Source organism: Cellulosimicrobium sp. JZ28, assembly GCF_015327065.1.
GTDB lineage: Bacteria > Actinomycetota > Actinomycetes > Actinomycetales > Cellulomonadaceae > Cellulosimicrobium > Cellulosimicrobium funkei.
The window spans coordinates 996,061-1,019,808 of record NZ_CP017660.1 but is presented as its reverse complement, the minus strand read 5'-3'; the positions used below and the strand labels follow the sequence as shown (position 1 = coordinate 1,019,808).

The 23,748-nt window shown below is 74.8% G+C and carries 18 protein-coding genes and 2 pseudogenes; 3 read left to right on the top strand and 17 right to left on the bottom strand.

Annotated features, from left to right (window positions below):
- Window positions 1-57 precede the first annotated feature (57 nt).
- From BJP59_RS04515 to dapE, 4 genes are read right to left on the bottom strand one after another with little or no spacing between them, the layout of a single operon-like run.
- Complete coding sequence (locus tag BJP59_RS04515) at window positions 58-1,275, bottom strand: hypothetical protein (protein WP_194522307.1); 1,218 nt, start codon at window positions 1,273-1,275, stop codon at window positions 58-60.
- Complete coding sequence (gene folP, locus BJP59_RS04510; RefSeq protein ID WP_194522306.1) at window positions 1,272-2,267, bottom strand: dihydropteroate synthase; 996 nt, start codon at window positions 2,265-2,267, stop codon at window positions 1,272-1,274. The genes BJP59_RS04515 and folP overlap by 4 nt, the downstream gene beginning before the upstream one ends.
- Before the next feature lie 13 nt (window positions 2,268-2,280).
- A complete protein-coding gene (locus tag BJP59_RS04505; RefSeq protein ID WP_194522305.1) occupies window positions 2,281-3,120 on the bottom strand; it encodes a TIGR00730 family Rossman fold protein in 840 nt (279 codons plus the stop codon).
- Window positions 3,121-3,130: 10 nt separating this feature from the next.
- Window positions 3,131-4,258: a succinyl-diaminopimelate desuccinylase gene (dapE, locus tag BJP59_RS04500; protein WP_228485273.1), complete on the bottom strand. Its 1,128-nt coding sequence runs from the start codon at window positions 4,256-4,258 to the stop codon at window positions 3,131-3,133.
- Window positions 4,259-4,294: 36 nt separating this feature from the next.
- Here dapE and dapD point away from each other — a divergent pair, with 36 nt between their 5' ends.
- A complete protein-coding gene (gene dapD / locus BJP59_RS04495) occupies window positions 4,295-5,287 on the top strand; it encodes a 2,3,4,5-tetrahydropyridine-2,6-dicarboxylate N-succinyltransferase (RefSeq protein WP_194522304.1) in 993 nt (330 codons plus the stop codon).
- Window positions 5,288-5,319: 32 nt separating this feature from the next.
- Complete coding sequence (locus BJP59_RS04490; protein WP_194522303.1) at window positions 5,320-6,297, top strand: hypothetical protein; 978 nt, start codon at window positions 5,320-5,322, stop codon at window positions 6,295-6,297.
- Between the two features lie 190 nt (window positions 6,298-6,487).
- On the opposite strand, the gene BJP59_RS04485 is transcribed toward BJP59_RS04490, so the two are convergent.
- From BJP59_RS04485 to fdxA, 3 genes are all read right to left on the bottom strand, one after another.
- Window positions 6,488-7,786: a citrate synthase gene (locus tag BJP59_RS04485; protein WP_021482791.1), complete on the bottom strand. Its 1,299-nt coding sequence runs from the start codon at window positions 7,784-7,786 to the stop codon at window positions 6,488-6,490.
- 115 nt (window positions 7,787-7,901) lie between these two features.
- Complete coding sequence (gene dapC, locus BJP59_RS04480) at window positions 7,902-9,044, bottom strand: succinyldiaminopimelate transaminase (protein ID WP_194522302.1); 1,143 nt, start codon at window positions 9,042-9,044, stop codon at window positions 7,902-7,904.
- 19 nt (window positions 9,045-9,063) lie between these two features.
- Window positions 9,064-9,381, bottom strand: coding sequence for a ferredoxin (gene fdxA / locus BJP59_RS04475; RefSeq protein WP_024841122.1), 318 nt, complete (start codon window positions 9,379-9,381; stop codon window positions 9,064-9,066).
- Between the two features lie 154 nt (window positions 9,382-9,535).
- Between fdxA and BJP59_RS04470 the strand changes: the two genes are divergently transcribed.
- On the top strand, window positions 9,536-9,838 hold the full coding sequence (locus BJP59_RS04470; protein WP_034651460.1) for a putative acetyltransferase: 303 nt from the start codon (window positions 9,536-9,538) through the stop codon (window positions 9,836-9,838).
- A gap of 97 nt (window positions 9,839-9,935) precedes the next feature.
- On the opposite strand, the gene BJP59_RS04465 is transcribed toward BJP59_RS04470, so the two are convergent.
- The 10 genes and pseudogenes from BJP59_RS04465 to BJP59_RS04425 form a co-directional block, all read right to left on the bottom strand.
- A complete protein-coding gene (locus BJP59_RS04465) occupies window positions 9,936-10,937 on the bottom strand; it encodes a prephenate dehydrogenase (RefSeq protein ID WP_228485272.1) in 1,002 nt (333 codons plus the stop codon).
- The gene (locus BJP59_RS04460) at window positions 10,934-11,881 is read right to left on the bottom strand and encodes a prephenate dehydratase (RefSeq protein WP_228485271.1); all 948 of its coding nucleotides are present in this window, start codon (window positions 11,879-11,881) and stop codon (window positions 10,934-10,936) included. Before BJP59_RS04460 ends, BJP59_RS04465 begins: the two co-directional genes overlap by 4 nt.
- Window positions 11,878-12,777, bottom strand: a complete 900-nt coding sequence (locus BJP59_RS04455) for a hypothetical protein (RefSeq protein WP_194522301.1) — start codon at window positions 12,775-12,777, stop codon at window positions 11,878-11,880. Before BJP59_RS04455 ends, BJP59_RS04460 begins: the two co-directional genes overlap by 4 nt.
- A 31-nt stretch (window positions 12,778-12,808) precedes the next feature.
- Window positions 12,809-16,165 carry a VanW family protein gene (locus BJP59_RS04450; RefSeq protein ID WP_194522300.1) on the bottom strand — a complete coding sequence of 1,119 codons (3,357 nt, stop codon included), beginning with the start codon at window positions 16,163-16,165 and terminating at the stop codon, window positions 12,809-12,811.
- A gap of 76 nt (window positions 16,166-16,241) precedes the next feature.
- Complete coding sequence (locus tag BJP59_RS04445) at window positions 16,242-16,691, bottom strand: hypothetical protein (RefSeq protein ID WP_186381239.1); 450 nt, start codon at window positions 16,689-16,691, stop codon at window positions 16,242-16,244.
- A 9-nt stretch (window positions 16,692-16,700) separates the two neighbouring features.
- Window positions 16,701-17,678 carry a PIG-L family deacetylase gene (locus BJP59_RS04440; protein ID WP_228485401.1) on the bottom strand — a complete coding sequence of 326 codons (978 nt, stop codon included), beginning with the start codon at window positions 17,676-17,678 and terminating at the stop codon, window positions 16,701-16,703.
- A gap of 46 nt (window positions 17,679-17,724) precedes the next feature.
- Window positions 17,725-19,634: pseudogene (gene typA, locus BJP59_RS04435) on the bottom strand (translational GTPase TypA).
- Window positions 19,635-19,816: 182 nt separating this feature from the next.
- Window positions 19,817-20,038, bottom strand: coding sequence for a hypothetical protein (locus BJP59_RS20290; RefSeq protein ID WP_336244638.1), 222 nt, complete (start codon window positions 20,036-20,038; stop codon window positions 19,817-19,819).
- A 27-nt stretch (window positions 20,039-20,065) separates the two neighbouring features.
- Window positions 20,066-21,708: pseudogene (locus BJP59_RS04430) on the bottom strand (BCCT family transporter); the annotation flags it as partial.
- Window positions 21,709-21,865: 157 nt separating this feature from the next.
- Window positions 21,866-23,698 carry an ABC transporter ATP-binding protein gene (locus BJP59_RS04425; RefSeq protein WP_228485270.1) on the bottom strand — a complete coding sequence of 611 codons (1,833 nt, stop codon included), beginning with the start codon at window positions 23,696-23,698 and terminating at the stop codon, window positions 21,866-21,868.
- Window positions 23,699-23,748: the final 50 nt, after the last annotated feature.

Below are 23,748 nucleotides of genomic sequence, written 5' to 3'. Positions count from 1 at the left end.
CGGACGACGCCCGGGGGACAGTCTAGTTCACGCGTGCCGACATCCCGGGCGTCCCGGTCACGGCGGCCAGCCCGACGGCGGGACCAGCCGCCACAGCGACCAGACCCACCACACCTGACCCACGACGCACGCGACGGTCACCGCCGCGAGCCACGCCCGCGACCGCGTCCACCCGGCCGTCACCGCGCCGAGCGGGAACGCGAGCAGGAGGAAGCGCACGAGCGACGTGCCCGGCTGGACGGTCGCCACGAGGTACGCCAGGTACGCCCCGGACCACGCGTGCATCTCCGGGCCGAGACGCGCCGCCACCGGGTTGAGCACGAGCGCGGCGGCCACCACGAGCACGAGCGCGAGGAGCCACGGGCCGGCGTCGCCCGCGAGCCACCGCGAGACGTCCACCCACGGCACGAACGGCACGACCTCCGCGCCGCCGCGCCAGGCCTCCTGGGTGCGGAAGTACGCCTGGTGCACGCCCGTCACCGCGCCGCACAGCCAGGGCCACACGAGCCCGCTCCCGAGGGCGACGACCAGCAGCCCGCCCAGCCGGGCGGCGTCGGGCCCGCGCAGGTCCCCCCGGCGCCACCGCGCGAACCCGTGCCACAGCACGACCGCCGCCATCGGCAGCGCGACCGCGCGGCAGAAGCCGAGGAGCACGACGAGGAGCGCCGCCCCGGCGTAGCGGCGCCGCGCGAGCAGGAGCAGCGCACCGGCCACGAGGAGCACGGCGAGCGACTCGGTGTAGGCGACCTGGAGGACCGGGCTGGAGGGGAAGACGCTCACGAGCAGCACCGTCGCGAGCGGGAGGCCCGGGCGGCGCTCGACGGCGGCCGCCCCGGCCGTCGCGACGAGCCGATGGACGACGAGCCCCGCGCCCGCCCCGCACGCGAGCGCGACGGTCGGTGCGAGCACCTCCCAGCCGAGCCCGGTGACCGCGTCGAGCGCGCGGACGAGCGCGGGGAAGAGCGGGAAGAAGGCCCACACGTTCTGCTGCACGGCGCCGTCGGGGCCCACGGGGAGCGTGTCCGGGTAGCCGGAGGCGTAGATCTGCTCGTACCAGCTCGCGTCCCACATCCGGCCGACGTAGGCGAGGTACGAGGGCGCGGCGTCGGTCCACAGGTTGTGCTCCTGGGACCGCGCGGCGACGAGCAGGACGACGGCGCTCACCGCCCGGGCCAGGGCGTAGACCACGAGCACCTGCACCCACCACCGCCAGGTGGCGGGCCGCAGCAGCCGCGCCCGCGCCGCGGGGAGGGCGGCCGTGCGCGGCGTCGTCACGCCAGGCCCCGCAGGGCCGCTGCCGGGGCCGTCTCGTCGCGGACGGCGGAGACCAGGTCGAGGACGCGGCGCGTCGCCGCGACGTCGTGCGCGCGGAAGACGCGCGCGCCGAGCCACGCGGCGACGGCCGTCGCCGCGAGCGTGCCCTCGAGTCGCTCGTCGACCGGGAGGTCGAGCGTCTCCCCCACGAAGTCCTTGCGCGACAGGGCCATGAGGAGCGGGAAGCCGAGACCCGCGAGCACCTCGGTGCGGCGGAGCAGGTGCAGCGAGTGCCACGTGTTCTTGCCGAAGTCGTGGGTCGGGTCGACGAGCACCGACGCGCGCGGGACGCCGCACGACACCGCCCGCTCGGCCGCGGCCCGCAGCGTCGTCACGACGCCCTGCACGACGCCGTCGCGCGGGTCGGCCGCTCCGGGGCGGGCCGGGTAGTCGACGCGGACGGGGTCCGTGCGCGGCCGCGCTCCCCCGGTGTGGGAGCACACCACCCCGATCCCGTGCTGCCCGGCCACCTCGACGAGCCGCGGGTCGTGCCCGGCCCACGTGTCGTTGACGAGGTCCGCGCCCGCGAGCGCCGCCTCGTGCGCGACGTCGGCCCGCCACGTGTCCACGCTGACCAGGAGCTCCGGGAACTCCGACCGCACGCGGGCGACGAACGGGACGACGCGGCGGATCTCCTCCGCCGGGGTGACCTCCGGGCCGACCCCGGCGCGCACGCCGCCCACGTCGAGGATCTCGGCGCCCTCGCGGACCGCGCGCTCGACGGCGGCGAGCGCCTGGCGGTCGTCGAGCTGGCGCGCGCCGGCGTAGAACGAGTCGTCGGTGCGGTTGACGATGGCCATCACGGCGGGCCGGTCGAGCTCGCGCCCGCGCAGCACGAGCGACGTGCCGCGCGGCGGCACCCCGAGCGGCGGCAGCGGGACGGGCGCGCCCTCGGACGGGCGCGTCCCCGGCTCGCCCGCACCGGAGCCGGGCGCGCCGGGACCTGCGGTCATCGTGCCGCGCCCGTCAGCTCGCGTCGCTGGCCTGCGCCCGGGCGAGCTCCTCGGTCGCCTCGCGCTCCTCCGCGCGCAGCTCGGCGCCGCGGTCGCACACGTACTCGACGGCCTCGGCCGGGTCGTCGCACAGGTGGACGAGGTCGAGGTCGTGCTCGCTGATCATGCCGCGCCCCACGACGGCGGTCCGCGCCCAGTCGAGCAGGCCGGTCCAGTAGTCTGTCCCGACGAGCGCGACGGGGAACTCGGTGATCTTGTGCGTCTGGACGAGCGTGAGCGCCTCGAACAGCTCGTCGAACGTGCCGAACCCGCCCGGCAGCACGACGAAGCCCTGCGCGTACTTGACGAACATCGTCTTGCGGGCGAAGAAGTAGCGGAAGTTCACGCCGAGGTTGACGTAGCGGTTCATCCCCTGCTCGAACGGCAGCTCGATGCCGAGCCCGATCGACAGGCCGCCGGCGTCGGACGCGCCCTTGTTCGCCGCCTCCATGATGCCGGGGCCGCCACCGGTGATGACGGCGAAGCCCTCGTCGACGAGGAGGCGCCCGACCTCCTCGGCGAGCGCGTAGTCCGGGTGGTCCGGCTTGGTGCGCGCCGAGCCGAACACGGAGACGGCCGGGCCGACCTCCGCGAGCGCCCCGAAGCCCTCGACGAACTCGCTCTGGATCCGCATCACGCGCCACGGGTCGGAGTGCACCCAGTCCGCGCTCCCCCGCGAGTCGAGGAGGCGCTGGTCCGTCGTCTGGCCCGGGATCTGGTCCCCGCGCAGCAGCACCGGCCCCTTGCGGTACCCGCTGCCCGTCTGGGGCACACCGTCGTCGGAACCTGGCTGGTCACGCACCGTGTCGCTCATGGTCACGAGCCTATGCCGCAGGGGCGGCCGTCAGCCACGCACGGAGCGCGTCGCGGCACAGCGCGAGCTGCCCGACGGGGCACCGCTCGTCGTCCTTGTGCGCGAGCAGCGGGTCCCCGGGGCCGAAGTTCACCGCCGGGACGCCGAGCTCGGCGAAGCGCGCGACATCGGTCCAGCCGTACTTCGGGGCCGGCGCCCCGCCGGTCACGCCGAGGACGGCCGCCGCGAAGTCCGCCGCGAGCGCGTCGTCGAGGCCGGGTCGCGCGCCCGGCGCCGCGTCGGTGAGCGTGACCGCGAACCCGGTGAAGAGGTCGCGGACGTGCTGCTCGGCCTCGGCCACGCTGCGGGAGGGGGCGAACCGGAAGTTCACCGTGACGACGCACTCGTCGGGCACGACGTTGCCCGCGATGCCCCCCGTGATGCCGACGGCGTTCATCCCCTCCCGGTACACGAGGCCGTCGACCTCGATCTCCTGGGGGACGTACGCGGCCAGGCGGTCCAGCACCTCGTGCGCGGCGTGGATCGCGTTGGTCCCCGTCCAGGAGCGCGCGGAGTGGGCCGCGACGCCCGGCACGCGCACCTCGGCGCGCAGCGTCCCGTTGCACCCGCCCTCGAGGCCGGCGGACGTGGGCTCCCCGAGCACCGCGAAGTCCGCCTCCAGCAGGTCCGGGCGGTTGCGCGCGAGGCGCCCGAGCCCGTTGAGGTCCGCCGCGACCTCCTCGTTGTCGTAGAAGACCCACGTGACGTCCTGCTCCGGGGCGTCGAGCTCCGCGGCGAGCGCGAGCGCGACGGCGACGCCGCCCTTCATGTCGACCGTGCCGCGGCCCCAGACCTCGGCGTGCGCGCCCTCGCCGACGACGCGCGTCGGCAGGTTCGGCGGGACCGTGAGCGGCACCGTGTCGAGGTGGCCCGCGACCACGACGCGCCGCTCCCGGCCGAGCACCGTGCGCGCGACGACCGTGTCGCCGTCGCGGACGACCTCCAGGTGCGCGACCGTGCGCAACGCGGCCTCGACCGCGTCCGCGAGCGCGCGCTCGTCCCCGCTCACGGACGGCACGTCGCACACCGCGCGGAACAGGGCGACGAGGTCGCCGTGGAGGTCGAGCACGGGTCCGGTGCCAGGGGTGGGAGAGGTCACGCCAGCACCCTACCGGCGCCGGATAGGGTGGGGCGCATGACTTCTGCGACCCCCGCGCCCGCCCCCTCGGCGGGCGCGTCCGAGCCGCGTACGGCGTGGGGCTACGGCCTGGCGACCGTCACCGACGACGGCACGACCCTCGACGTCTGGTACCCCGCGCCGGAGCTCGGCGCCGCCCCGGCGGACGCCGCCGTCCCCGCGTCCCTCGACGCGCTCGCCGAGCGCGACGAGCTGCGCGGCGTGGACGTCGTCGTGGTGCGGACCGAGATCGACCTCGACGCCGCCCCTGCCGACACCGCCGACGCCTACCTGCGCCTGCACCTGCTCTCCCACCGCCTCGTCGTCCCGCACGGCCTGAACCTCGACGGCCTCTTCGGCGTGCTGACGAACGTCGTGTGGACGAACCACGGCCCGTGCGCCGTCGACGGCTTCGAGGAGACGCGCCTGCGCCTGCGCGCGACCGGCCAGCCCGTGACCGTGCTCGGCGTCGACAAGTTCCCCCGCATGGTGGACTACGTCGTCCCGTCGGGCGTCCGGATCGCCGACGCGGACCGCGTGCGCCTCGGGGCGCACCTCGCGGCCGGCACGACCGTGATGCACGAGGGCTTCGTGAACTTCAACGCGGGCACGCTCGGCACGTCGATGGTCGAGGGTCGCATCTCGGCGGGCGTCGTCGTGGGCGACGGCTCCGACGTGGGCGGCGGCGCGTCGATCATGGGCACGCTGTCCGGCGGCGGCCGCGAGGTCATCTCGGTCGGGCAGCGTTCCCTGCTCGGCGCGAACGCGGGCCTCGGCATCCCGCTCGGCGACGACTGCGTCGTGGAGTCCGGCCTGTACGTCACCGCCGGGACCAAGGTGACGGTCGTCGGGCAGCAGGACGCCTCGGGCGAGCCGCTCGTCGTCAAGGCGCGCGACCTCGCCCGCCGGTCCGGCATCCTCTTCCGGCGCAACTCGCTGACCGGCGGGGTCGAGGCGGTCTCGCGGACCGGCGCGGGCGTCGAGCTCAACGCCGCGCTGCACGCGAACTGACCGGCCCCTCCCGAGCACGCCCCGCCTCGACGATGACGACGACGCCGCCCCCGCGCTCCCCGAACGCCCCGGCGCCGGGGCGCGTCCGGTCGCGCCGACGCCCCCTGCGCACCGCGGTCACCCTCGTCACGGTGGCCGCGGTGGGGGTCGGCGCGGTCGTGGTCGCGCTCAACCGGCTCGACGACGCGACGCCCGTCGCGGAGCGCTGCGCCGCGACCGCCGACGGCCGCACGTGGTACCTCTCCGTGACGCAGGCCGACAACGCGGCACTGATCACCGGGGCCACCGTGCGGCGCGGGCTGCCCGCCCGCGCCGCCACCATCGGGCTCGCGACCGCGCTGCAGGAGTCGCGGCTCGTCAACATCGACTACGGCGACCGCGACTCCGTCGGCCTCTTCCAGCAGCGCCCCTCGCAGGGGTGGGGCACCGTCGCGGAGATCATGGACCCGGTCTACTCGACCAACACGTTCTACGACGCGCTCGAGACGGTCGAGGGGTACGAGGGCATGGAGGTCACCGTCGCCGCGCAGACCGTCCAGCGGTCCGCGTTCCCCGACGCGTACGCGCAGCACGAACCCCGCTCGCGCGCGTGGGCGTCCGCGCTGACCGGCTGGTCGCCCGCGTCGCTCACGTGCGACCTCGCGGCGGTCCCGGCGGAGGAGGTCCCGGCCGACGGCGACCCGGCCGAGCCGTTCCGGGAGCGCGTCGCGCGCGACCTCGGCGACGCCGTCCGCGTCGCGCCGTCGGACGGCGGGGACGGGGGCCTGGTCGTGGTCGACGCGTCCGCGCTCCCCGCCGCCGCGGAGGACGGCGGCGTCGAGCGGTCGGCGTGGGCCGTCGCCCAGTGGGCCGTCGCGACGGCGGACGCCACGAACGTCGTCGCCGTCGAGGTCGGCGACCGCCGCTGGTCGCGCGACGGCGCGACGTGGACCACCCCCGACCCGGCCGACCTCGCCCCGCTCGACCCGGGCACCCTGCGCGTCCACGTCGCCGTCCCCGACGCGTCCTGACCGACCGCCGTCGGCTCGCGCCGGCGCGGTGTCGCGGTCAGTGCCTCGCCGAGACGGGAGAAGCGGCCCTCACGCACCCCGCGTCGGGGCCATGTCTCGCGTCTCGTCCCGGGGGTAGCCGCCGGGCGCACGACGAGACGCCGCCCCGCTCACCGTGGGGTGAGCGGCGCGGCGTCTCGGTGAACGGGCGTCAGCGGTCGGAGACGGCGACGTAGTCGCGCTCGGTCTCGCCGACGTAGACCTGGCGCGGGCGGCCGATCTTGGTCTGCGGGTCCTTCATCATCTCGCGCCACTGCGCGATCCAGCCGGGCATGCGGCCCAGCGCGAAGAGCGGCGTGAACATGGCGGGCGAGAAGCCCATGGCCTTGTAGATGAGGCCCGTGTAGAAGTCCACGTTGGGGTAGAGCTTGCGCTCGATGAAGTAGTCGTCGTTGAGCGCGATCTCCTCGAGGCCCATGGCGATGTCGAGGAGCTGGTCCTTCTTGCCGAGGGTGGAGAGCACGGCGTCGGCCGACTTCTTGACGATCGCCGCGCGCGGGTCGTAGTTCTTGTAGACCCGGTGGCCGAAGCCCATGAGGCGGACGCCGTCCTCCTTGTTCTTCACCTTCTTCATGAAGGTGTCGACGTCGTACTCCGCGCCCGCGATCTTGTCGAGCATGGTGAGCACCGACTCGTTCGCGCCACCGTGCAGCGGGCCCGAGAGCGCGTTGACCCCGGCCGCGACGGACGCGTAGAGGTTCGCGTGCGAGGACCCGACGACGCGGACCGTCGAGGTCGAGCAGTTCTGCTCGTGGTCGGCGTGCAGGATGAGCAGCTTGTCGAGCGCGTCGACCACGACCGGGTCGGCCTCGTACTGCTGGTACGGCGTCGCGAACGTCATGCGCAGGAAGTCGTCGACGTACCCGCGCGAGTAGTCCGGGTAGAGCAGCGGCTCACCGACGCGGCGGCGGTGCAGGTACGACGTGATGGTGCGCGACTTCGCGAGGAGCAGGACCGTCGCGAGCTCGACCGTCTCGTCGTCGAACGGGTCGAGCGACTCGGGGTAGAACGTGGACAGCGCGTTGATCGCGGACGACAGCACCGCCATGGGGTGCGCGTTGCGCGGGAACGTGCCCATGAACGTGCGGAAGTCCTCGTGCACGAGCGTGTGCCGGTTGACGCGCTCGACGAACGCGTCGAGGGTCGCGGCGTCGGGGAGCTCGCCGTGGATGAGGAGGTAGGCGACCTCGAGGAAGCTCGACCGCTCGGCGAGCTGCTCGATCGGGTAGCCGCGGTACCGGAGGATGCCGGCCTCGCCGTCGATGTACGTGATGCTCGACTCGCACGACGCGGTGTTCATGAAGCCGGGGTCGACGGTCACGAGGCCGGTCGACTTGAGCAAGGAGGACACGACGATGCCGTCGTTGCCCTCGGTCGCCGCGACCACGGGCAGGTCCTGCGCCTGGTCGTCGACGAGGAGGCGGACCTTCGCCTGCTGAGTGGTGGTCATGGTTCCCTTCCTGCTGCTGCTCGCGCCGTTGCCGCGCGGTCGACCGTACCCCGCCTCACCCGCACGTGACCAATCAGGAACCGTCACGAGAACACCACACCCGCTGTGATCCAGGTCACGCCAGCGGGAGGCCTCCGGAGAGTCGAGCCGCGGCCTCGTGGACCCGCTCGTCGGTCGCGGTGAGGGCGACGCGCACGTGCCCCGCGCCGTCCGTCCCGTAGAACGCCCCGGGCCCGACGAGGATGCCCCGGTCCGCGAGGGCGGAGACCGTCAGCCAGCAGTCGCCGGCCGCCTCGTCGGCGGGCCGCGTCCACAGGTACAGGCCCGCCTCGGAGTGGTCGATCACGAGGCCCGCGCCGGTGAGGGCGTCGACGAGCACCTCGCGGCGGCGCGCGTAGACGTCCCGCTGCGCGGCGACGTGCGCGTCGTCGGACAGGGCCGCGACCATCGCTGCCTGGACCGGCGCGGGGACGATCATGCCGAGGTGCTTGCGCGTCGCGAGCAGGTCCGCGACGAGCGCCGCGTCACCTGCGACGAACGCCGCGCGGTAGCCCGCCATGCTCGACTGCTTGGAGAGCGAGTAGGTGACGAGCAGGCCGTCGTGCGACCCGCCGCACACCGCCGGGTCGAGCAGGCTCGGGACACCGGTCGTCGTGAAGGGCCCGGTCCACGCGAGCTCCGCGTAGCACTCGTCGCTCGCGACGACCGCGCCGATCTCGCGGGCCGCGGCGACGACGCGCGCGAGGTGCGCGGCATCGAGCACCCGGCCCGTCGGGTTGCTCGGCGAGTTGACCCAGACCAGCCGCACGTCGTCGCGCCCGGCCCACGCGTCGACGTCGTCCGTCGCGAGGGGCGTCGCGCCCGCGAGGCGGGCGCCGACGTCGTAGGTGGGGTACGCCGTCCGCGGGTGCACGACGACGTCGCCCGGCCCGAGCCGCAGGAGCGAGGGCAGCAGCCCGACGAGCTCCTTGCTGCCGACCGTGGGGAGCACGGCGTCGGGGTCGAGGCCGGGGACGCCGCGACGGCGGGCGAACCATGCGGAGACCGCCTCGCGCAGGGCGGGCGTCCCGTGCGTCGTCGGGTAGCCGTGCGCGTCGGACGCGGCGGCGAGCGCGTCGCGCACCACGGCGGGGGTCGGGTCCACCGGCGTGCCGATGGAGAGGTCGACCACGCCGCGGGGGTGCGCTCGCGCGCGCTCCGCGTACGGGGTCAGCGTGTCCCAGGGATAGGCGAGACCCGAGAGGTCGGCGAGTCCCACGAGCGCCGGCGCCGAGGGCTCAGGCCTGCGGCGGCAGGGCGGCGATCATCGGGTCGTCCTTCTCGATGAGACCCATCTTCGCGGCGCCGCCGGGCGAGCCGAGGTCGTCGAAGAACTCGACGTTGGCGCGGTAGTAGTCGCTCCACTCCGTCGGCACGTCGTCCTCGTAGTAGATCGCCTCGACGGGGCAGACCGGCTCGCACGCGCCGCAGTCGACGCACTCGTCCGGGTGGATGTAGAGCGACCGCTTGCCCTCGTAGATGCAGTCGACAGGACATTCCTCGATGCACGCCTTGTCCTTGACGTCCACGCACGGCTGGGCGATCACGTAAGTCACGACCGAGTACCTTTCTGGGTTCGTCCGGACCCGGCCCGGCGAGGGGCGAGGTCATGACAGGGACATGCACGACTAGTATCGCTCAGGTCGGGCGGTGCCCGACCCTCTCTGACCAGCCCGTGGACGAACGTCACACGACCCGAGGAGCCGCCGCGTGCCCGACTCGCCCTGGACGACGTGGGCGCCGGGGACGCGGGTCGTCGTCCGCCGCAGGCTCTCGCCCGACGACGCGGCCGCCGCGGGCAAGCCTCTCACCGACGTGATCGGGGTGGTCGTGGAGACCACCGCGACCACGCTCGTGCTGCGCGAGGACGCGGGCGGCAGCGCCCCGCCCCACCGCGGCCACGGCCCGCGCGACGACGCCCCTCCCCTGGTCTCCGTGCCGCTCGACGCGATCGTGGCCGGCAAGCCGGTCCCGCCGCGGCCACCGCGACGGCCCGCGTCGCGCCCGGACTGACGACCGGGGCCGACGGACGACCGGTCGACGGGGACTCGCGACGGGGCCCGGCGACGACGTGACCCGCCCCGGGCGACGCCGGGGCCGCGGTCGCACCTCAGGCGACGACGACCGCCCGGTCCTCGACGTCCACGACGACGGCGCCGCGGGCCCCTGCGGCGGTGAGCGTCTCGCGCCAGGTGCCCGCGTCGTCGAGGTCGACGCGCACGGGCTCGCCGGTGCCGCCCGTCGCGGCGCGCACCGGGTCGGGCCTGTCGAAGAACTCCCCCACGGGCGCGTTGGTCTCCAGCGCGCGCACGAGCTGCTCGAGGTCGCGCACGACGACGCGCAGCGCGGACGCCACCCACGCGGCGTTGTCCGTGACCATGGCCTCGGTCCGGCGCGGGTCGGTGCGCCCCACGCGCGTCGCGTCGCGGAAGCTGCCCGCGGCGAGGCCCAGCGCGACGTCGCGCACGGGCGCGTCGGCGAGGACACCCAGGAGCTCGGTGGCCAGGACGTGCGGGACGTGGCTGACCAGCGCGGTGGACTCGTCGTGGACGTCGTCGGTGAGCACGTGCACCGCGCCGCCGAGCGGGCCCGTGACGAGCCGCAGCACGGTCGTGAACGCGTCCGGTCGCGTGGTCGCGTCCACCGTCACGGCCCAGCGCGCGCCCGCGAGCATCGCGGGGTCCGACGCCTCGAAGCCCGAGTGCTCGGTCCCGGCCATGGGGTGCGCCCCGACGTACCGGGCGTCGAGCCCGGCGGACCGGACGGCGTCGCGCACCGCGCCCTTGACGCTCCCGACGTCCGTCACGACCGTCGCGCCCCGCACGTGCCGGGCGACGTCGGCCGCCACCGCCCGCATGGCGCGCAGCGGCACGGCGAGCACGAGGGCGTCCGGCTCGTCGGCGCAGACCTCCGCGACGTCGCCGACCACGCGCAGACCGGCGGCGCGCGCCGCCGCGCGCGTGGTCGCCGTGGCGTCGTAGCCGGTCACCTCGACGCCTCGCTCGTGCAGGAGCCGTGCGACCGAGCCGCCGACGAGACCGAGGCCGACGACGCCGACCCGGACCACCGCGCGGGGCGCGCCCGGTTCCGGCGTGGCGCCCGCGGCGGTCACCACAGCAGCCCCGACGCGAGGCCCGCCGCGCCGGTCGACGCGTCGACGCTCCCGACCGGGACGTGCGCGGCGTCGACGTCGGCGCGCACCGCCCCGTCGAGCTCGCCGCGCGCCGGGACGACCCCGAGCGTCTTGAGCGCGTCCCCGGCCCCGACGAGGTCCTCCAGAACCGCGCGCACCGGCGCGTCCCAGGGCGCGCCGTCGACCACGAGGACGAACGCGTAGGTGCCCGCGACGGCCTTGAGCGGCCGGGTGATGAGGCTCGACAGGTTGACGCGCCGTGCGCCGAAGGACTGGGTGATGCGGGCGAGCACCCCGGGGCCTGTGACGACGGGCGTCACCGCGAGCATCGTGCGCCACGTCGTCTCGCCGGTGCTGCGCGCCCGGCCCAGCGCCGCAGCAGCCTCCGCGCGCGGCGCCAGCACGAGGAACCGGGTGCGCGCGCCCGCGAAGTCCTCGACCGCGCGCTCGACCGTCTCCAGGCCGTAGAGCTCACCGCAGATCGTCGGGCCGAGGGCGACCTGGTGCGGCCCGGCGTCGCGGCACGCCGCGGCGTTCGACGACGCCGCGACCGGGACGAGGCCCGTCCGGCGCACGAAGCCCTGGCACTGCGCGAGGCCGTGCGGGTGCGCCGTCACCTCGGTGAGGTCGCCGTGGCCCGGGCGCGCGAACGCGTCGAACGAGATGTCGAGCACGACCTCGTCGACCGCGACGACGCTCGCGCTCCCGACGATCGCGTCGAGCGAGGGCACGACGTACCCCTCGACCGTGTTCTCGATCGCGACGACGCCCCGCTCGTGCTCGCCCGCGGCCACGCCCGCGAAGACGTCCGCGACGGTCTCGCGGGCCGCGAGCCCGGCACCCACCGGGCCGTGCTCGGCCGACCACGCGGCCGCCGCCTGGTGGGTGAACGACCCCTCGGGGCCGAGGTACCCGACGCTCACGCGTGGACGGGGTCGGGGGCGGTCGCCCAGCGCGGCTCGAGCGCGTCCGGGCCGGGCACGAACTCCTGACCGGGCAGGACCGCGAGCACCCGGTGCGCGACGCCCCGCTCCCCGAACCCCGTGACGAGGCCGTCGAGCGTCGTCGCGTCGGGGCACGAGAACGCGCAGAAGAAGATGTGCGGGCCCGCCTGCGAGCGGTGGCTGCGCAGGTGCTGCAGGTCGATCCCGGCGGCGGCGACGAGCGCGAGCGTCTCCTGGAGCGAGCCGCGGTGGTCGTCCCGGGGCCCGAACGCGAGCCACACCTGGGCGACGCCCTCCGCCCGCGGCGCCGCGTCGCGGCTCTCCAGCAGCCCGTACCAGACGGGCGCGCCCTCGCCGAGGAGCTCGCTCCCCGGGAGCTCGGCGTAGCCGAGCGCGGCGAGCGGCCCGTGGGCCACCGAGCGCTCCACGACGAGGCTGCCGTCGGCGCCGGCGAGCGCGACCCGCTCCTCGAGCGTGGTGCGGGTCGGGACGAGCGACGGGCTGACGCCCATCGTGCGCAGCACGTGGCGCCGGTCGCGCATACCCGCCTCGTCGACCACCACGTGCCCCGTCAGGTCGCGGGCCGCCGTCGACCGGCCGACCCAGACCCACTGCGACGGCACCGCCGACGCGCCGGTCAGCACGAGCGACGGCGGCGCCGCGAGCAGCGCGCGCTCGAGCTCGTGCGACGGCTGTGCCGGGTGGCCCAGGTGCACGACGGCGGCCAGCGCGTCGATGCTCGCGACGGTCGACAGCGTCGCCGTCGTCGACCCGAGGTCGAGCAGCGCCTCCGTCGGGTCGCCGTCGACCCATCCCGCCGCCGTGGCCGCGAGCAGCGCCTGCGCTCCCGACTCCCGTTCGCTGCGTCCGAGCATGGGACCTCCGTGGTTCGTGGGTGGACCGGGTCTACTCGCAGACGACCGCGTTGTCCGGCTTGTAGGTCCACCGGTAGGACTCGTCCTTGACGAGCTCGCCCTCGCGATAGACCTTGCGGTAGTTCGTGATGGAGAAGCCGGGGCTGCCCGCGGGCGTCGGGGCGCAGTCGGCGCCCGAGTGCGTGACGGTCGTCGGCTGGACCACGTTCGACTTGCCGCTCGACGACGTCTCGACGTCGTAGTACTTGGTGCTCCAGACCGCGACGTGCAGCTGTCCGCCGCCGACCCAGGACTGCATGAGGACGCCGTACGGGGTGTCGTTCTTGAACTTCATGTCGATCGAGCCCACGAAGATCGTCGCCTCGCGGCCCGCGGGGTAGCGCTCGAACCAGTAGCTGTGCGGGCGGTGCTCGACGTCCTCGAGCCCCGCGAAGAAGCCCGCGTTGTACGTGGTCGTGGCCATCTGCGACAGGCCGCCGCCGACGCCCTCGGTGTGGCGCCCGCTCTCGACGATGCCGGCCGCGTAGTAGCCGCCCTCGAGCGTGATGGGCGAGAGCGTGTCGACGAGCGAGAAGGTCTCCCCCGGCTTGACGAGCGTCCCGTTCACCTTCTCCGCCCCGCGCTGCAGGTTCGCGGTGCGGACGGGGACGTTGGGGACGGGCGTCGAGAACTCCGACACCTTCTCCTTGATCCCCAGCGCCTCGAGCGCCGCGACCGACTGCTCCGGGTCCGACTCGACGAGCTCGACCGTCGCCGTGCGCTCGTCGCCCGAGGCGGCCGTCGTGACGGCCGTCGCGATGGCCGCCGGGTCGATCGTCGTGCCGGGCTGGCCGCCCTCGATCACCGGCGCGCCGTCCCGGAAGACGAAGTGCGCGTCGTCGGCCGCGGTGAGCAGGTCGTTCGTCCGGTCGACCACGGACTGCACGAGCGCCGGGCCGTCGAAGGTCAGCGTGAGGACGCCGTCCGTCGCCGCGAAGGAGGCAGCCGCTGCGAGCGCCTCGGGGGGCAGCTCCGGCGACTGGCCGCCGACGGAGACGACGACGGGCGCGGACACGACCTTCTCCGCCAGGGCGAGCGCGGCGTCCGTCTCGTCCTGCGTGATCGTGGGCTCGACGGGCTCGGTGGGCAGCTCGACCGGCCCGTCGGTGACGAGCCAGCTCTCCGTGATGGTGGCGGGCACCTCGTCCGTGACGAGCGCCGAGCCGTCCGCGGCAGGCGTGCTCGTGGGCGCACCGTCGACGAACTGCACGGCCCCGTCCACGGGCTCGATCTCCAGGCTGCCGCGCAGCGCCTCGACCTGGGCGTCGAGGGCCGCGTCGTCGACCGTGACCAGCGGCTCCGCGTCCTTGCCGCCGAACAGGTGCTGCCACAGGCGCGCCGGGTTCATCGAGAACGACGTGAGCTCCTCGGCCGTGCCCGCGGCGTCGAAGGTCAGGCCCGCCGTCGCCGGGTCGAGCGTCGTGCTCGCCTCGCCCGCGGCGAGCGTGATCGGCTCGGCCGCGCGCGGCCCGAGCTCCGACTCGAGCCGGTCCTCGGCCGCCGTCCGGGACAGGCCACCGACGTCGACGCCGGCGACGCTCGTCCCGCTCGGGACCTTGTCGGAGTAGAACCACTGGGCGCCGGTGTACAGGCCGCCCAGGACCAGGACGGCGATCCCCGTCCACAGCAGCCCGCGGGCCCAGCCGCGCCGCGGCCCGTCCTCGTCGAAGCCCTCGAAGGGCGAGGCCTCGCGCGAGTCGTCGGGCGGGACCGGCGTGAACGCGCTCGGTGCGGCGGTCCCCGCGGCAGCCGTCGGCGCCGTCGCACCGGAGCCCTCGGCCGGGGCCCCTGCGGTGGCCTCCGCCGGAACGCTCGCGCTAGCAGCGTCCGGCGCCGGGCTCGCCGGCTCGTCGGGGGACGCGGGCGACAGGATCGACGTGCGCACGACGGGCGCGGGCCGCGACCACGGGTCGACGGGCGGGATCACCTGCGTCGCGTCGGGCGCGGCGTCGCTCTCCTCGCCCGCGGGACGAGCCGGGCCGTCCGCCGGCGTCGGCACCACGGGCCCGACGGCGGTCCGCTCGGCCGCGCGCTCGTCGGCCGGGTCTCCCCCGGTCGCGGCGGCGGGCCGGTCGGCCGACGTCGGGTCGTCCGGTGTCGCGCTGCTCGCGGACGGGGCGTCCGCGGCCGTCGCGACGGAGGCCGTGTCGTCCGAGCCCGTGTCGTTCGAGGTCGTGGGGTCCGGGATGACCGAGGTGTGGGCCACGGGTGCCGGGGCCTCCCGGTCGGCGGTGCCCGCGGCCGGGGCGGCCGGGGAGTCAGCCTGGGCACCCGGGGCGGGGACGAGCACCGCCGGGACGTCCGGGTCGAACGCGAACACGCGCGGGACGTACGGCTCCTCGTCGCCCTCGTCTGCGTTGCTCCCGACGGGAACGCCGACCGTCCGCGGGCTGCTCTCGGCCGTGGTGCCGCCGTCCGCGGTGCCGACAGGGGCCGGGCTTGCGGCAGCGCCGGCGACCGGCGCGTCGGGGGTGGTCGACGTCGGCTCGCCGCTCGCCTCGGTCGGGTCGGCCGTCGACCCGCCCGGCGCGGACGCGTCCGCGACGGGCGACTCCGCGACGGACGCGTCGGGACCGCTCTCGACCGGGGCGTCCTGGGCGTCGGGCTCGAGGGCGGCGCTCGCCGGAGCACCGGCGTCCGCGTCCGTCCCGGTCGTCGTGCGGGTCTCGGCGGGTGCCTCGTCCGCCGGAGCTGCGGGCGTGGCGTGGGTGGCCGGGCTCGCGTCCGCGGCGTCCGACGACGCGGCGGGTGCCGGGCTCGCGTCGTCCGGCACCGCGGAGCCCTGCTCCGGGACGGCGGTGGGCTGCGCGGCCGTCTGTTCGGGGGTCGCGGCCGTCTGCTCGGGGACCGCGACAGACTCCGAGGTGACGAGCTGCTCCGCGGAGGTGAGCGGCTCCGCAGCGGAGACCGGCTCCGAGGCGGCGACCTCCGGGCGGCTCTCCGCGGCGGGAGAGCCGGCCTCGGGCGCGTCGGCGGTGGCTGTACCGGTGGCCGAGGCGTCGGCCGACGGCTCCACGGAGGTCGGCGCGTCGCCCGCCGGGGTCGCGCCGGGTGCGGGGCCGGGCTCGGCCGAGCCGGCACCCTCGGGACCGGGGTCCGCAGGCGCGGCGGGGGCGGGGCCGTCCGGGGCGGTGTCCGTCGGCGCGCCCGTCGGTTCGTCCGTCGACGCGCTCGTGGACTCGTCCGTCGGCGTGGGAGCGCCCGGGCCGACGTCGCCGGAAGCGTCGGCACGCTGCGCGTCGGGGCCGGAGGCCGTCTCGGGAGCCGCGGGCTCGACCGTCTCGGCGGGCTCCGGCACGGCGTCCTGAGGGGAGTCGAGATCGGCGTCTCGGTCGGTCGGCTGACCCATCCACTGTCTCCGTGACGAAAGGCGCGCGGCGGTCCGCGCGACGACGAGGGGTGTGCGGGGATCCGCACGGCGAATACTAGCGGGACGCGAGGGGGTTCTCGGGTCCGTCGTGCCTGGTGGGACGCCCGTGCTGGGCCGTGCGGACCGGGCGGTCGCTGAACCACGACCGGGGCAGGAAGGCCGCCGCGGCGACCACGAGCATGCCGCCGTAGATCCAGACGTACCCGACGGCCTCGCTCGGGACGAGCACGTCGCCCCCCGGCCCCTCGAGCGAGAGGAGCTGCACGACGACGACCCACCCGATGCCGAAGCCCAGGAGACCCGCCATCCCGCCCCAGGCGCGGGCCAGGGTGGCCGCCGCGAGGACGGTGAGCAGGGCGAGCACGATGCCGAGCCCGGCCCCGCCCGGGAGGTCGACGCCCAGGAGGTGCGCCCGGTGCGCGACCGTGCCGACGAGCCCGACGAGCGCGCCCACGAGCGCGCACGCCACCCCGCGGCCCACGAGCCGCCCCATACCGGTCTCCACGGGCCCAGGCTAACGCGTGGGTCCGGGCGGGACCTGGTCGCCCGGGAGAGCAGGGCCGGAGGGAGCGTAGAACTCGTGTGAAGGGACGGGCGCCAGCACGTCGTTGCTCAGGGCGTACCACCCGAGCAGCACCGGCTCGCCCCCCGCGGCGACCGTCACGTGCTGCACCTGCGTCGCGTGCGCGCGCATCGCGCCGAGCACGTCGTCGAGCACGGGACCCACCGGCACGCTCACGAGCGCGGGCAGCGACGCGTCGGGACGCGCGAGCGGGGGCAGCGCCTCGTCCGGGTCCGGGAGCGTGAGCCGCGCGTCGGCCGCGAGCAGCTCGCGCGCGCCGGGGTGCTCGGCGAGGGCGCGGCGTGCCGCGCGCACCGTGGTCTCGGGGGCGACGACCTGCCACAGCGCGGGCAGCGGCTCACCGTCCGCGGCGAGGAGCTCGAGCGCGCGGACCGTGACGTCGTGGGCCCGGACGTGGTCGGGGTGGCCGTAGCCGCCGCCCGCCTCGTACGTCGCCACGACGGCGGGACGCCGGTCCCGGACCACCGCCGCCAGGCGGGCGGCGGCCTCGTCGAGCGGGACGCCGACGAACGCGCGCGGCGGGAGCTGCTCGGTCGCGACCCCGCCGGCCACGCCCGGCGCGACCCAGGCCATGCCCGAGTCCTCGAACCGCACGGTCGCGCCGCCGTCGGACGGCTCGACCGGGCTCGTGACGGTGTCGAGGAAGACGTGGTCCCGCACACCCAGCGCGGCGAGCGCGCGGGCGAGCTCGGTCTCGCGGAACGCCGCGAGCGCGGGCCCGTCGCCCTCGAGGTGCCCGACGCCCGTCGGGTGCCCAGGGGTGTCGATCACCTCGCCCCGCTCGCCCCGCGTGCACGTCACGACGGTGACCGGCTCCCCCGCGCGGGCCCAGGTCGCGAGCAGCGCGCCCGTCGCCAGGGTCTCGTCGTCGGGGTGGGCGTGGACGGCCAGCAGGCCGCCGTCGGGCACGACGGCGGCCTGCTGGCTCTGCGGGACGGTCACCCCGGGGGTGGCGTCAGGCGCGCTTCGCGCGCGAGACCGCGCGGGCGCGCTCGGTCTGGTCGAGGACGACCTTGCGGATGCGGACGACCTCGGGGTGACCTCGACGCACTCGTCCTCGCGCGCGAACTCCAGCGACTCCTCGAGCGTGAGGTGGCGCGGCGGCACGAGGTTCTCGAAGTTGTCGGCCGTCGAGGACCGCATGTTCGTGAGCTTCTTCTCCTTGGTGATGTTCACGTCCATGTCCTCGTTGCGCGAGTTCTCGCCGACGATCATGCCCTCGTACACCTCCTGCGTGGGGTCGACGAAGAACGAGCCGCGCTCCTGGAGGTTGATCATCGCGAACGGCGTCACCTTGCCCGCGCGGTCGGCGACGAGCGAGCCCGTGGTGCGGGTCTCGATCGCGCCGGCCCACGGCTCGTAGCCCTCGGAGATCGACGACGCGATGCCGGTGCCGCGCGTCTCGGTGAGGAACCGCGTGCGGAACCCGATGAGGCCGCGCGCCGGGACCATGAACTCCATGCGGATCCAGCCCGTGCCGTGGTTCGACATGGTCTCCATGCGGCCCTTGCGCTGGGCGAGGAGCTGGGTGACCGCGCCGAGGTACTCCTCGGGGACGTCGATGGTCATGCGCTCCATCGGCTCGTGCGTCTTGCCGTCGATCGTGCGCGTGACGACCTGCGGCTTGCCGACCGTGAGCTCGAAGCCCTCGCGGCGCATCTGCTCGACGAGGATCGCCAGCGCGAGCTCGCCGCGGCCCTGGACCTCCCACGCGTCGGGGCGGTCGGTCGGGAGCACGCGCAGCGACACGTTGCCCACGAGCTCGGCGTCGAGGCGGTCCTTGACCTGGCGGGCCGTGACCTTGTGGCCCTTGCCGCCCTTGCCCGCGAGCGGCGAGGTGTTGATGCCGATGGTCATCGAGATGGCCGGGTCGTCGACCGTGATGAGCGGCAGGGGGCGCGGGTCGTCGGGGTCGGTGAGCGTCTCGCCGATCGTGATGTCCGCGATGCCCGCGACGGCGACGATGTCGCCGGGCCGGGCCTTGTCCGTGGGGACGCGGTCGAGCGCCTTCGTCTCCAGCAGCTCGGTGATCTTCACGCTCTGGAGCGTGCCGTCGTGGCGCGCCCACGCGACGACCTGGCCCTTGCGGAGCTCGCCGTTGAAGATGCGCAGCAGCGCGAGGCGGCCGAGGAACGGCGACGCGTCGAGGTTCGTCACGTGCGCCTGGAGCGGCGCGCCCTCGTCGTACGTCGGCGCGGGGATCTTCTCGAGGATCGTCGTGAACAGCGGCTCGAGGTCCTCGTTCGAGGGGAGCTGGCCGTCCAGCGGCTGGTCGAGCGACGCGCGGCCGGCCTTCGCGGACGCGTAGACGACCGGGACGTCGAGGATCGCGTCGAGGTCGAGGTCCGGCACGTCGTCCGCGAGGTCGGACGCGAGGCCCAGCAGCAGGTCCGTCGCCTCGGCGACGACCTCGGTGATGCGCGAGTCGGGCCGGTCGACCTTGTTGACGACGATGATCACCGGGAGCTTCGCGGCGAGCGCCTTGCGGAGCACGAACCGGGTCTGCGGGAGCGGGCCCTCGCTCGCGTCCACGAGCAGCACGACGCCGTCGACCATGGACAGGCCGCGCTCGACCTCGCCGCCGAAGTCGGCGTGGCCCGGGGTGTCGATGACGTTGATCGTGATGCCGTCGGGCTCGCCCACCGCGGCGGCCGCCGGGCCGGCGTACCGCACCGCGGTGTTCTTCGCGAGGATGGTGATGCCCTTCTCGCGCTCGAGGTCACCGGAGTCCATGACGCGCTCGTCCACGTGCTGGTGCGCGGAGAAGGCGCCGGACTGGCGCAGCATCGCGTCGACGAGCGTGGTCTTGCCGTGGTCGACGTGGGCGACGATCGCCACGTTGCGCAGGTCGGAGCGCACAGACATCTACGGTTCTCATTTCGTGGGGTACGAGGGGCGACGACGGCCGGCCACCTCAGCGCGCACGACGGCGGGCTCGGCCCGCCGCAGCATCACGGAGCACGGGCCGTCACCCGGGCCCGGCTATCCTACCGGGTCCGCGCTCGGGACACCATGCCCGCCGTCGTGCACCGTTCGGAGGCGCCTCCTCAGGAGGTGCCTCCCCCGGAGGGTGTCTTGCGCCGCGGCCGACGGACGAGCGCGCGCCATCGGTCCGGGCGGTCGGGGTAGAGCTCCTCCCACTGCTCGGAGATCGACTCCGAGACGCGCGTCGTCACGTGCTCCGTGAGCGCGGCGCGCGCGGCGCGCCGCTCGGCGCGCAGGATCGCGGCGTGCTCGACCCGGAGCGCACGCACCGTGGAGACGGCCATCCCGATCATCACCACGGAGAACGGAAGCGCGATGAGGATCGCCGCCGTCTGCAGCGCCTGGAGACCGCCCGCGAGCAGGAGCGCGATGGCCAGCAGGCCGGAGGTGCCCGCCCAGAAGATGCGGCTCCAGGTCGGCGGGTTCGGGTTCCCCCGCTCGCGAGCATGTCGACGACGAGCGAGCCGGAGTCCGACGACGTCACGAAGAAGATGACGATGAGCACGATCCCCACCACGGCGAGGACGTTCCCGAGCGGCAGGCCGTCGAACAGCTGGAAGAGCGCGGTGTCCGTGTCGACCTCGCCGTCCACGAGCATGCTCCCGGGCTCCATGAGCTCGCGGTACAGCGCCGACCCACCGAACACGGAGAACCAGAGCGTCGTGACGATCGTCGGGACGAGCAGGGTGCCGAGGACGAACTCGCGGACCGTGCGACCGCGCGAGATCCGGGCGATGAACACCCCGACGAAGGGGGCCCAGGAGATCCACCAGCCCCAGTAGAAGATCGTCCACTGCGACTGCCACTCGAGGCCGGCCTGGCCCTGGAAGGCGGTGGTGTCGAACGTGAGGCGCACGACGTTCTGCAGGTAGTAGCCGAGCGACTGGACCCACTCGCGCAGGAGGAACAGCGTGGGGCCGAGGACCAGCACGAGCGCCAGGACCACACCGGCCAGGATCATGTTGCCGTTCGACAGCCACTTGATGCCCTTGCCCAGACCGGACACGACCGAGAGCGTCGCGAGCGCCGAGATCGCCACGATGAGCCCGATCTGCAGCGCGGTGCTCGGCTCGACCACGTCGAGGTAGCCGAGCCCGGCGGAGATCTGGAGCACGCCGAACCCGAGGGACGTCGCGACGCCGAAGACGGTGCCGATGATCGCGACGATGTCGATGACGTCACCGAGGCGCCCCTTCACGCGCTCGCCGAACAACGGCTCGAGCGCCCACCGGATCGAGACGGGGCGGCCCTTGCGGTGGATCGCGTACGCGAGCGCGAGCCCGGCGACGACGTAGATCGCCCACGCATGGATGCCCCAGTGCAGGTAGCTCTGTCCCATCGCGGCCTGCGCGAGCGACGCGTCGCTCCCCTCGACGCCGGGCTTGGGGCTCACGTAGTGCGAGAGCGGCTCGGCGACGCCCCAGTAGACGAGGCCGATGCCCATCCCGGTGGCGAACAGCATCGCGAACCACACGGGCAGCCGGAAGAGCGGCGTCTCCTCGTCCTTGCCGAGCACGATGTCGCCGAACCGGCTCAGACCCATCCACAGCGAGAAGACCACGAAGCCCGCGACGACGATCACGTAGTACCAGCCGAAGGCGCCGATGACGTCGGTCTGGAGCGTGTCCAGCACCGCCGTGACGGTGTCCGTGAAGAGCACCGTGAGCAGGACAAAGACCAGGATGATCCCCGCCGCCGGGTAGAAGACGCGCGGGTCCGGCCGGCCCGTCCGCGGGGCGTCCGGATCGTGCGAGGACACGACCGGCGCGGAGCCGGTGCCCGGCCCGACGGCGTCCGTCGCCACGGCGTCGGTCGTCGCGGCCTCGGTCGTCGCGGCGTCGGTCGTCACGGCGCCCTCGTCGCGGGGCGCCTCGGCCCCTCCCCCGTCGGGCGCCGGTGCGGCCTCCTCGTCACGTGCTGGCTCGCGGGGCGTCTCGTGGTGCGGGGCGTTCATGGCCTCAAGGCTTGTCGGACGCGCGGGCCCCGGCAACCGGAACGCCCGCCCGGGCAGCCGGTACACCCGTCATGACAGCCGGGACGCCCCGGGGGCGGCCGCGTGCGCGGCCGCCCCCGGGGCGTCGTGACGGCTCAGCGAGCCGTGGAGCGTGCGGTCAGAAGCCGGCGCCGGCGGTGGGCGGGGCGCTGCGCTCGTGGTCCACGTCCTCGCGCGCCGCCGCGAGCGCGCGCTCCTCGTCAGCCAGCGAGGACACCTCGTCGTTCGCGATGTCGCGGGCGGCGGCCTCGAGGAGGGCGTCGCGCGCGGCGCGGCGCTCGCGCTGCGCGGCCGGGTCCGGGACGGGGACGGCGGCGAGCAGGCGCTGCGTGTACGCGTGCTTCGGCTCGTGCACGATCTGCGACGTGTCGCCCACCTCGACGAGCTTGCCCTTGTGCATCACGGCGATGCGGTCGGACAGCAGCTCCACGACCGCGAGGTCGTGCGAGATGAACAGGCACGCGAACCCGTGCTCGCGCTGCAGGTCGGTGAACAGGTCGAGGACCCTCGCCTGGACCGACACGTCGAGGGCCGACGTCGGCTCGTCCGCGACGAGCAGCTTCGGCTCGAGCGAGAGCGCCCGCGCGATGCCGACGCGCTGGCGCTGACCGCCGGAGAGCTCGTGCGGGTAGCGGTTGCGCATCGCCCGGGGAAGCTCGACCTGGTCGAGCAGGCGCTCGACCTCACGGCTGAGCTCCTTGCCCTTGACGCCCTTGTGCAGCATGAGCGGCTCGCCGATCGACTCGCCGATGGGCAGACGCGGGTTGAGCGACGACCCCGGGTCCTGGAACACGATGCCGACCTCGGTGCGCAGCGGCCTGAGGTCCTTGGGCCGGGCACCCACCATGTCCGTCCCGACGATCTTCAGCGAGCCGCCCGTGACGGGCAGCAGCCCGACGGCCGCGCGGCCGATCGTCGTCTTGCCGGAGCCGGACTCGCCGACCAGGCCGACGACCTCGCCCTGGTGGATCTGGAGCGAGACCTCGTCGACCGCCCGGAACGCCGCCTGCCGGCCGCGGCCCGGGTACTCGATGACCATGTCCTGCGCGTCGAGCACGAGCGGCCGCTCCGGGACCGGGGCGCCCGCGGGCACGCGGTCCGTGGCGGTCGTCGTGCCGCGCTTGGAGCCGAGGTGCGGCACGGCCTCGAGGAGGCGCACCGTGTACGGGTGCTGCGGGTTGCCGAAGATCTCGGCCGACGTGCCGCGCTCGACGACCTGGCCGTCCTTCATGACCATGATCGAGTCCGCCATGTCGGCGACCACACCCATGTCGTGCGTGATGAGGATGATCGCCGCGTCGACGCGGTAGCGCAGGTCGCGCAGGAGCTTGAGGATCTCCGCCTGGACCGTGACGTCGAGCGCCGTGGTGGGCTCGTCGGCGACGAGGAGCTTCGGGTCGCACGCGAGGGCCTGCGCGATCATCGCGCGCTGGCGCTGCCCGCCGGAGAGCTGGTGCGGGTACGCGTCGAACCGGCGCTCGGGCTCGGGGATCTCGACGAGCCGCAGGAGCTCGATCGCGCGCTTCTTCGCGTCGGCGGGGCCGACGTTGAAGTGCGTCCGAATGGTCTCGACGATCTGGAAGCCCACCGTGTAGACGGGGTTCAGCGCCGTCATCGGCTCCTGGAAGATCATGGAGATCTCCTTGCCGCGGACGTGCCGCAGCGAACCGTGCGACATGCCGATGAGCTCGCGGTCGCCGAGCTTCGCCGAGCCGCTGGCGCGGCCGTTCGGCGGGAGCAGGCCCAGCAGCGCGAGCGACGACTGGGACTTGCCCGAGCCGGACTCGCCGACGATCGCGAGGACCTCACCGGAGTGGAGGTCGTAGCTCACGTCCGCGGCCGCGGGGTACCAGGCCTTGTCGACGTAGAAGTCCACGCCGAGGTTGCGCACGGTCAGCACGGGGCTGCCCTGGCGCGCGGCCGGGGCCGCGGGAGACGTCTCGATGGCCACGCTGATCAGTGTCCTTCCTGCTGGAGCCGGCGCTCGTGGCGCCGCGACTC

Coding starts and splice junctions, on each gene's coding strand:
- BJP59_RS04490 (WP_194522303.1), top strand. CDS start 5,320: ATGACGACGACGCCGCCCCCGCGCTCCCCGAACGCCCCGGCGCCGGGG.
- dapD (WP_194522304.1), top strand. CDS start 4,295: ATGACTTCTGCGACCCCCGCGCCCGCCCCCTCGGCGGGCGCGTCCGAG.
- BJP59_RS04485 (WP_021482791.1), bottom strand. CDS start 7,786: ATGACCACCACTCAGCAGGCGAAGGTCCGCCTCCTCGTCGACGACCAG.
- BJP59_RS20290 (WP_336244638.1), bottom strand. CDS start 20,038: ATGGCCGTCTCCACGGTGCGTGCGCTCCGGGTCGAGCACGCCGCGATC.
- BJP59_RS04450 (WP_194522300.1), bottom strand. CDS start 16,165: ATGGGTCAGCCGACCGACCGAGACGCCGATCTCGACTCCCCTCAGGAC.
- BJP59_RS04455 (WP_194522301.1), bottom strand. CDS start 12,777: ATGCTCGGACGCAGCGAACGGGAGTCGGGAGCGCAGGCGCTGCTCGCG.
- folP (WP_194522306.1), bottom strand. CDS start 2,267: ATGACCGCAGGTCCCGGCGCGCCCGGCTCCGGTGCGGGCGAGCCGGGG.
- BJP59_RS04505 (WP_194522305.1), bottom strand. CDS start 3,120: ATGAGCGACACGGTGCGTGACCAGCCAGGTTCCGACGACGGTGTGCCC.